Annotated in this window: 6 protein-coding genes; 4 read left to right on the top strand and 2 right to left on the bottom strand. The window is 71.4% G+C overall.

The genetic code is table 11. The features are described from left to right. Positions 1-44 precede the first annotated feature (44 nt). Positions 45-1,676: a ParB-like protein gene (locus ACSW7Y_RS14105; RefSeq protein WP_438126878.1), complete on the bottom strand. Its 1,632-nt coding sequence runs from the start codon at positions 1,674-1,676 to the stop codon at positions 45-47. Between the two features lie 117 nt (positions 1,677-1,793). After that, positions 1,794-2,717 (bottom strand): NAD-dependent epimerase/dehydratase family protein, encoded by a 924-nt coding sequence (locus ACSW7Y_RS14100; RefSeq protein WP_438126877.1) that lies wholly within the window; start codon positions 2,715-2,717, stop codon positions 1,794-1,796. Between the two features lie 124 nt (positions 2,718-2,841). Between ACSW7Y_RS14100 and ACSW7Y_RS14095 the strand changes: the two genes are divergently transcribed. The 4 genes from ACSW7Y_RS14095 (at position 2,842) to opgC (ending at position 8,595) form a co-directional block, all read left to right on the top strand. After that, positions 2,842-3,582 carry a TetR/AcrR family transcriptional regulator gene (locus tag ACSW7Y_RS14095; RefSeq protein ID WP_438126876.1) on the top strand — a complete coding sequence of 247 codons (741 nt, stop codon included), beginning with the start codon at positions 2,842-2,844 and terminating at the stop codon, positions 3,580-3,582. A gap of 92 nt (positions 3,583-3,674) precedes the next feature. Beyond that, complete coding sequence (locus ACSW7Y_RS14090) at positions 3,675-5,699, top strand: glycosyltransferase (protein ID WP_438126875.1); 2,025 nt, start codon at positions 3,675-3,677, stop codon at positions 5,697-5,699. Continuing rightward, a complete protein-coding gene (locus tag ACSW7Y_RS14085; protein WP_438126874.1) occupies positions 5,696-6,103 on the top strand; it encodes an ATP-binding protein in 408 nt (135 codons plus the stop codon). Before ACSW7Y_RS14090 ends, ACSW7Y_RS14085 begins: the two co-directional genes overlap by 4 nt. Continuing rightward, positions 6,100-8,595, top strand: a complete 2,496-nt coding sequence (opgC, locus tag ACSW7Y_RS14080; RefSeq protein WP_438126873.1) for an OpgC domain-containing protein — start codon at positions 6,100-6,102, stop codon at positions 8,593-8,595. The genes ACSW7Y_RS14085 and opgC overlap by 4 nt, the downstream gene beginning before the upstream one ends. The last annotated feature ends 234 nt before the right edge of the window (positions 8,596-8,829 follow it).

The following is an 8,829-nucleotide window of genomic DNA, read 5'->3' as shown; positions in this document are numbered from 1 at the left end:
GTGCCAGCTGGCACCGCGCCTCCATTTTGTGGGGTTCGCGCTGACTACGCGCGGTGACCGCGTCGCCGTCGCGCCACCACGATGCCCGTACCGGCGAGCAGCGCGAGGAGCGCGGCGACCGCTGCCGGGACGAGTCCGTCGGCGCCCGTGAACGCGAGCTCACCGTCCGGAGCCGCGCCGTCCGCGGCGGCGACCGTCACCGCGGTGGACCCGACGGTCACGCCGTCGACGACCACGACGATCGTGTGGGTCCCGGCGGGCAGGCTGGCCGGGACGGTCGCAGCGAGGGTGAACGCGCCGGCGTCGTCGGTGCGCACCGTGCCGAGCCGGACGGGTTCGGAGTGGATCTCGACCCGGGCGTCGGTGTCGGCCGCGAAGCCGGTGCCGCGGACGGTCACCGAACCACCGGCGACGAGGTCACCCGTCACGGAGACACTGCCGTGCACCGTGGTCGGGTCGGCGGGGTCCTCCGTGCCCGGGTCGGCCGGCGACGTCCCGGGGTCGGACGGTGCGCTGGGGTCCGTGCCGGGGTCGGTCGGGTCGGTGGGCCCGGTGCCGGGGTCGGTCGGGTCCGTCGGGTCCGTCCCCGGGTCGCCCGGCTCACCCGGCTCCGCGGCCAGGGTCTTCCGGTACTCGGTCATGTACGCGAGCTTGCCGGGCTTGTCCGACGAGTACGGCGCGGACAGCTTCGCCCACTCGCCCTTCGTCACGGCCTTGCCGTCGTTCCAGGCGGTCAGGGTGCTGAGGTCCGCGGCGGTGTACCCGCTCTCGGCGTCGACGACCTCGTCGCGGGGGAGGGCGACCTGCGCCTTCGTGATCCGCTCGACGAGCGCGAGCGAACCCGCGAAGCCGTCCTGGTCCCAACCGGTGAGACCGAGCTCCGGGTGCGCGCGGAGCCACGAGCCCCAGTAGAACTCCTGGAACGGCACCGCACCGTCGGCCGTGTAGCCGATGTCGCGGCCGAAGTACATGATGCTGCGGGCGCTGTCGTCCTGGAAGTTCGCGAGCCCGACGTTCTGCGGGAGCTGCGCGGGGGTGATGGCCTTGCCCGCGGTGTCGCGGAGCCAGACCCACCGGTTGTCCTGCATCGTCTGCCAGAAGGCGGACTCGCTCAGGCCGGACAGGTTGCCGAGGACGCGGAGCCGGACGTGCACGTCCGGGCCGCTGTCCTCGTCGAAGGACGTGAGCGTGTGGTGGCCGTCGGTGAGGTACAGCGTGCCGCCGGGACCGATCACGACGGTCTTCATCGGTGCGATGGTGTCCGCCGTCTCCGAGCCGACCGGCACCGTGCAGGTGAACGACGACGGGTCGGTGAGGGTGGAGGTCGCCGTGGCGGTGGCTGCCTCCTCCTGCCCGTTCGCCTCGCACCAGTCGTCGAACTTCTTGTTGACGGCGTCCTTGCTCAGCGCGGTCGAGTAGCGGCCGAGCTTGTAGTAGACCTCGTCGTAGCCGAGCGACGGTTGCGTCGGGTGCACGTCGCCGATGCGGACGTCGAGCAGGGTGTCCGGCGCAGCGCAGAGTGCCGCGGTGCTGTCCGCGGTGCAGCTCGTGTCGCGGTCGTCGGTGATCGGGCTCGGGGCGGCGGTCGCGGTCTCGGTGGAGACGGCTGCGGCGCCGAGGGTGGCGGTCAGAGCGGTGGTGAGCGCGATGATCCGCATGGTCCGGAGTGCGGGCACGGGGTTCCTGTCGGGAGGGGGTGGGCGGGGCTGAGTGTCCTCGCATGTTCGCGACCCGGGTTGACCGAGCGGTGGCCGACAGGTGAACGACAGGTGTTGCGTGTCGCGCAGGGTCGGCTACAGCCCCTCCACCGTGCGGCGGCAGACCTCCTCCCACGGCGTCGGCTCGATCCCGAAGTGTGCCCGTGCCGCCGAGTCGTCGAGCACGTACGGCCGGGTCCACTGGTACGTCATGTCGGCCATCTCCCGCATGAAGGGGACGACGAGCCCGCCGGCGCGGATGACGCCCGCGGGCAGTCGACGCACCGGCACCGGCGGCTTGCCCGCCACCGCCAGCATCTCCGTCACGGCCTGACGCTGGGACCGCGGGGCGTTCGAGGGCACGTTCCAGGTGCGTCCGTGCGCGGACTCGTCGAGGGCGGCCGCGACGAGGGTCCGTGCGACGTCGAGCACGTCCGTGAACGTGTGGGGGAGGTCGGTCCGGCAGAGCATCGTGACGGCCTTTCCCTGCAGCGCGGCGGGGAGCACCCGTGTGACGTGGCCGTTCTGGCCGACGCCCGGCCCGACGTAGTCCGAACCGCGGACCTCGACCGCACGCACGCGCCCGGCCCGGTGTGCCGCGAGGGCATCGGCCCAGAGCGTCGCGCGGAGGACACCCTTGTGGTCGGTGGCGGCGTCCGGCAGTCCCTCGTGCATCGGGCCGTCGACGGGGCCGTAGGGGTAGAGGTTGCCCGTGATCGCGTACGCCGCCCCGGTCCGCTCGGCAGCGGTGAGCATCGCGGTCATGAGCGGCGGCCAGGTGCGCTCCCACTGCGTGTAGTCGCCGGGGTTCGCGCAGTTGTAGAGGACTGCCGAGCCCTCCGCTGCCCGGGTGAGTGCGTCGGTGTCGGAGGCGTCGAGGGCGACGTGACCAACCCCCTCCAGGCCGGTGTCGCGCCCGGAGCGGGTGGCGACCGTGACGTGCTCGCCGCGCTCCGCGAGGACGGCGGCGACGTGCCGGCCCACCGGGCCGGCTCCGATGACGAGGTGACGAGCGGACATGGGTTCCTCCTTGGTGAGTTCGGAGAGCGGTGCTCTCGCAAGCACAGTCTGCACCGACTCCCGAGCATTTGCAAGAGCGGTGCTCTCGTTTGTGTGCAGTGCTCTCGCATGGCAGGGTGAGGGGATGGACACCAAGCCGCCGACCGCCCGCGCCCTGGCGCGCGAGGCCGTGCACGCGAGCATCCTCGCGGCGGCCCGCGCCCGACTCACCGAGGAGGGGCCGAGCCAGCTCGCCCTCCGTGCCGTCGCGCGGGACGTCGGGATGGTGTCCTCGGCGGTCTACCGGTACTTCGCGAGTCGGGACGACCTGCTCACCGCACTCCTCGTCCTCGACTACGACGAGCTCGGCGCGACCGTCGAGGCGGCCGACGCCGCCCTCGACCGGGCGGACGTCACCGGCCGCTGGCGCGCCGCCTGTCGCGCGATCCGCTCGTGGGCGGTCGCCCACCCCGGGGACTTCGCCCTGCTCTACGGCTCGCCGGTGCCGGGCTACGTCGCCCCGCGGGAGACGATCGAGCCGGCGTCGCGCACGACGCACGTGCTCGTCCAGGTGGTCGTCGACGCGTGGACGGCCGGGAGGCACGGTGCACGCCCGGCACCCACGTCGGCTCCCGGGGACCTCACGCCCGCCATCGGCGACGCCGCCGCGTACCTGCGCGAACGTGGGTTCGCGGACGACCTGCCGGACGAGCTCGTCCTCCGGACCCTGATGGCGTGGACCACCGTGTTCGGCGTCGTCTCGTTCGAGCTCTTCGGGCACGCGGTCGGATCGGTGTCCGACGCCGCGGCGTACTTCGACCATGTCGTCGCGCGTCTCGCGGACGACCTCGGCATCTCGGAGCGCCCTTCCGCGGGTGTCGGCTGACAGCGGACCCCCGCCTGCGGTAGACAGTCCTGTACGCGATCACTCACCAGGTCGCGCCAGCAGGGGTGGACCCTCCCGAGGGAAGGACGTGGATGAGCGCGCTCGACGTCAGCCGGCAGGACCGGCGCCGACTCACCACGGGCACCCCCCGCCGTCGCATGGTCGCGGTGCGCACGGTCGCCCTGCTCGCGTCGATCGCGGGCTTGAACTACATCGTCTGGCGGTGGGCGGCGTCGGTGAACTGGCACTCGTGGTGGATCGCGGTGCCGCTCATCCTCGCCGAGACGTACAGCGTCATCGACTCCCTCCTCTTCGCCTTCGGGGCGTGGCGGCTGCGCGAGCGCGGCGAGCCGCCGACGCCGCCGGGGGACCACGTGACGGTCGACGTCTTCATCACGACCTACAACGAGCCGGTCGACCTCGTCCTCCGCACCGCCCGGGCCGCGAAGGCCATCCGGCACCCTCACTCCACGTGGATCCTCGACGACGGCAACCGCCCCGAGATGCGCGCGGCCGCCGAGTCGCTCGGGATCGGGATCATCACCCGCGGCGCCGACTGGGTCGACCGTCCCCGTCACGCGAAGGCCGGCAACCTCAACAACGCCCTGCTCGCGACGCAGGGCGAGTTCCTCCTCATCCTCGACGCCGACCAGGTGCCGGACCCGGCGATCCTCGACCGCACCCTCGGGTACTTCAAGGACGACCGGATGGCGCTCGTGCAGACCCCGCAGTGGTTCGAGAACGTGCCGGAGGAGGATCTCCTCGGCAGTCAGGCCCCGCTGTTCTACGGCCCGATCCAGCAGTCGAAGGACGGCTGGAACGCCGCGTTCTTCTGCGGGTCGAACGCGATCCTCCGTCGTGAGGCACTCATGCAGCTCGGCGTCACCCGGTACGTCCGCGAGGTCGAGGCGTCGGTGCAGCGGACCATCAAGACGTCCCGGACGCTCCTCGCCCGTGCGCGCGAGACCGAGACCGATCCGCGCGTCCTCGGGGCGCTCGACGAGGCCGAGGCCGTGGTCGAGCGTGCCCGCGAGCAGGTGTCCCGCGGCGAACCGCTCGGTGACGTCACCTACGACTTCCAGCGGGGCATCGACGCGATCTCGTTCCGCTTCGCCGCCGCCGACCTCGAGTCCGTGCGGAACGACCTGCAGGAGCTCGCGGCCATGTCGACGGAGGCCGACACGTTCGCCGGGCTCGACGACGCCGCGCTGGACGTGCTCGGGCAGCGGGAGGCCTCGCCGGTCGCCGCGATCGAGTCGATCGCCGTGCTCGCCCGCGCGCTCGACGTGAACCGCGACGACGAGGCGCAGCCGATCATGCCGCTGGCGACGATCTCGGTCACCGAGGACATGGCCACCGCGATGCGCCTGCACGGCCTCGGCTGGAAGTCCGCGTACCACGACGAGATCCTCGCCACCGGGCTCGCCCCGGACGACCTGCCGACGATGCTCGTGCAGCGCCTCCGTTGGGCGCAGGGCACCATGCAGGTGTTCTTCCGCGAGAACCCGCTCGTGCAGAAGGGCCTCTCGTGGGGTCAGCGCCTCATGTACTTCTCGACGATGTGGAGCTACCTGTCGGGCTTCGCCGCGATCGTGTACATCGCCGCCCCGGTGCTCTGCCTGTCGTTCGGGGTGGTCCCCGTCCAGGCCTACAGCGTCGACTTCTTCGCCCGGCTCATCCCGTTCCTGGTGCTCAACCAGCTCCTGTTCTGGGTCGTCGCCGCCGGTCGACCGACGTGGCGTGGGCAGCAGTACTCGCTCGCGCTGTTCCCGGTGTGGATCGAGTCGGTGACGAGCGCCTTCGAGAACGTGTTCCGCGGCAAGCCCCTCGGCTTCCGGGTGACGCCGAAGGTCCGCGACGAGTCCGACCAGAAGCCGCGGTGGGACCTCGTGAAGCCGCAGCTGTACGCGATGGGCGCCCTCGTCGCGGCCCTCGTGATGATCGGCATCCGGTACGCCACCGGGCAGGCCGACGGCATCGCGCCGCTCGTCAACACGGCGTGGGTCGTCTTCGACCTGTTCATCTTCAGCATCGTCATCCGGGCCGTGCTCTACCGGGCGCCGGTCTTCACCCCGCCCGTCGAACACGAGTCGAGCACCGTGGGAGGTCCCCTGTGAGCACGACGACCTTCGAGGTCCCCGCGACCGCCGAGTCCCTCGACGAGGTCCAGGACCGCTTCGGCGCCTGGTGGGACGGCCTCGGCATCGACGACGTCGCCCTCCGCTTCAAGCTCGAGACGGCGCTCGCCGAGATCGCGGCCAACATCGTCGAGCACACCCGACGGACCGACCAGGAAGCAGGCAGGCGCTACACCGTGCACCTCGAGGCCACCGACCACGAACTCACCGCAGTCCTCACCGACAACGGCCGTCCGGCCGACGTCGACCTCGCGGCGGTCACCATGGCGGACGTCGACGAGGAGAGCGGCCGCGGGCTCGCGCTCGCCATCGCCGCGCTCGACCGTCTGGAGCACCGACACGAGCACGGACGGAACGTGTGGACCCTGGTGTGCGACCGGTGAGGCGGTTCCTCGCACTCCTCCTCGTCGTCGCCACGCTCGTCCTCGGAGGCGCGTTGCCCGCGTCCGCGACGACCGCCGCGAAGGACACCCCGTCCGGTCCGGCTGCGGGCGAGCGCTGGTTCGGTCCGGACCTCGACTGGGGCGACGACGCGCCGGACGGCTACGCGGGCCGCCTCGGTGCCGTGCCGTCGATGTACGGCGTCGAGATCGACTACCCGATCGACCGCGCGGCCGAACGCGAACTGCTCCGCGCGACCCGGGCGGCAGCCGCGCAGGGCGCCGTCCTCGTGGTCAGCCTCGAACCCGACCACGAGCTCTCGACCCTGACCACCGCGGACGCCCGGAAGGCGAACCGGCTCCTCGAACAGGTCCACGAGCAGTACGGCACGAAGGTCCTCGTCCGGTACGCGCCGCAGATGAACGGCACGTGGATGTCGTGGGGGCAGCAGCCGACCGACTTCACGCGCACGTTCCGGGCGCTGGCGAAGCAGGTCCACGCGGGGACGTCCGACGCGGCGATGGTCTGGGCACCGTCGTACGGCGCCGGGTACCCGTTCGGCGAGTCCGCCGGCCGCCTCCGTGACCTCTCCTCGACCGACGTCGAAGCACTCGACACCAACGGCGACGGGCAGCTGACCGCGGCGGACGACCCCTACGCCCCGTACTGGCCCGGCGCGTCGAGCGTCGACTGGGTCGGGCTGTCGATGTTCTCGTTCGGCAAGGGCAAGGCGACCGAGGCCGCCGGCCGCGACGTGCCGCTCACCCGCAACGACGCCCCGGAGTCCGGCGAGGTCCAGGCCCGGTTCGACGAGACCTGGGGCTACGAGCAGCCCGTGACCGAGGGCACCTTCTACGACCGGTTCGCGAAGGCTCGCGACCTGCCGATGCTCCTCGACACCGGTGCCCTCTACGACCACTCCCTGAAGGGAGCCGCGGAGCTCACCGTCAAGCAGGGCTGGTGGCGGCAGGTCATCGCGGCGGTGCAGGACAAGCCGCTCGTCGAGGGGATCACGTTCCTCGAGACGAACCGCCGCGAGCCCGAAGCCGGGAACCGGGTCGCCGACTGGCGCGACACGGCGGTCCCGGGCATCGCCGGCTCGTTCCGCACCGACCTCGAGCGCGCGGGCGACTTCGTGTTCGGCCCGGTCACCGAGCGCGTCACCCCACAGGACGGCGCCGCGGCCACGAACCAGCAGTACGACACCGGCGGCGACCAGATGGCGTGGATCGTCTGGCTGGCGGTCGGCCTCGCCGCGGTGTTCCTGCTCAGCGGGCTGTTCGGCCGGCTCGTGCCGAGCTGGCGGTACCCCGACGACGGCAAGCCCGGGCGCGACCTCCGGCTCGACCTGTTCCGCGGGTTCATCATCCTCGCCGTGGTCATCACCCACATCGAGATCGGTGGCCCGTACTCGTACATCACGCTGCACGCGGTCGGCGCCATCACCGGTGCCGAGATGTTCGTGTTCCTGTCCGGCATGGTCCTCGGCATGACCTACCCCTTCGCCATCAAGAAGTTCGGCGAGTGGGCCGCGGCCGTCGGTGCGTGGAAGCGGGCGCGCAAGCAGTACCTCGTGACGCTCGCCGTGATCCTCGTCGTCTTCGCGCTGAGCTTCGTGCCGTTCCTCAACACCGACGCGATCACGACCTTCACCGACCGGGGCACCGGGACCGGTGGCGTCGGTGCCGAGGGGCGCGTGTACGACCTCTACCCGAACGCGATGCAGCTGCTGGCCTACCCGCCGCCGTGGTTCGCGATCCGGCAGTTCCTGCTGCTCGAGATGGGTCCCTGGCCGTTCAACATCATGGGCCTCTTCGTCGTGCTCAGCCTCTTCATCCCGGTCTTCATGTGGGTGATCCGGCGCGGGTTCTGGTGGGCGCTCCTCATCGTCAGCTGGGCGCTGTACGTCTACCAGGCGCTCAACCCGGACTTCCGCCCGCTGAACTCGCAGTTCGAGGCGGTCTTCCCCCTGCTCACCTGGCAGGTGGTGTTCACGCACGGACTCGTGCTCGGCACCTACCGCCGGCAGATCATCGGCGCGCTGACCGGTCGGCTCGGGAAGGTGCTCATCGGCGTCGGCATCGTCGGCTACGCGCTGTTCCTCGTCTACGTCTGGGCAGGGAACCACTTCGGCTTCACCCCGGCGCCGTTCCCCGCGGCGATGTACGACCAGCTCTACAACACGGCGTACCAGCGGGTCGACCTGCAGTGGGGTCGGCTGGTCGACATCGCGTTCTTCGCGATCGTGTCCTACGCGATCCTCACGGTGTTCTGGAAGCCGATCGCGGCGGCCATCGGGTGGCTGTGGATCCCGCTCGGGCAGGCGAGCCTCTACGTCTTCGTGTGGCAGGTGTTCTTCGCGCTCGCGATCGCGTCGATCCCCGGCGTCGACTGGTTCAACGGGTGGGTCGGCTTCGCCGCGCACACCGCGCTCATCCTCCTGGCCTGGTACATGGTGCGGAAGAAGTTCCTGTTCTCGGTCATCCCGCGCTGACGCGCGCACGAGTCTCGTGGCCGCCGCCACGAGACTCGTGGTGAGCGACACGTCTCGCATTCGCGACCACGAGACTCGTCGCTGGGCACGAGACTCGCGCACCGCGCACCGCGCACCGCGCACCGCGCACCGCGCACCGCGCACCGCGCATGGCGAAGCGGACGGGAGGCCCGTGGCGGATCCGCCACGGGCCTCCCGTCCGGTCGCGGGTCGCGTCAGCGGACCGCGACGCGC

The sequence above is a fragment of the Curtobacterium flaccumfaciens genome (assembly GCF_051548005.1).
Taxonomy (GTDB): Bacteria; Actinomycetota; Actinomycetes; order Actinomycetales; family Microbacteriaceae; genus Curtobacterium.
Note: the sequence above shows the minus strand (reverse complement) of the source record. Positions and strands in the feature narration are given on the sequence as shown.

Bases quoted from the DNA above. Each gene is read 5' to 3' on its own strand.
- ACSW7Y_RS14095 (WP_438126876.1), top strand. From the start codon at position 2,842: ATGGACACCAAGCCGCCGACCGCCCGCGCCCTGGCGCGCGAGGCCGTG.
- ACSW7Y_RS14100 (WP_438126877.1), bottom strand. From the start codon at position 2,717: ATGTCCGCTCGTCACCTCGTCATCGGAGCCGGCCCGGTGGGCCGGCAC.
- ACSW7Y_RS14090 (WP_438126875.1), top strand. From the start codon at position 3,675: ATGAGCGCGCTCGACGTCAGCCGGCAGGACCGGCGCCGACTCACCACG.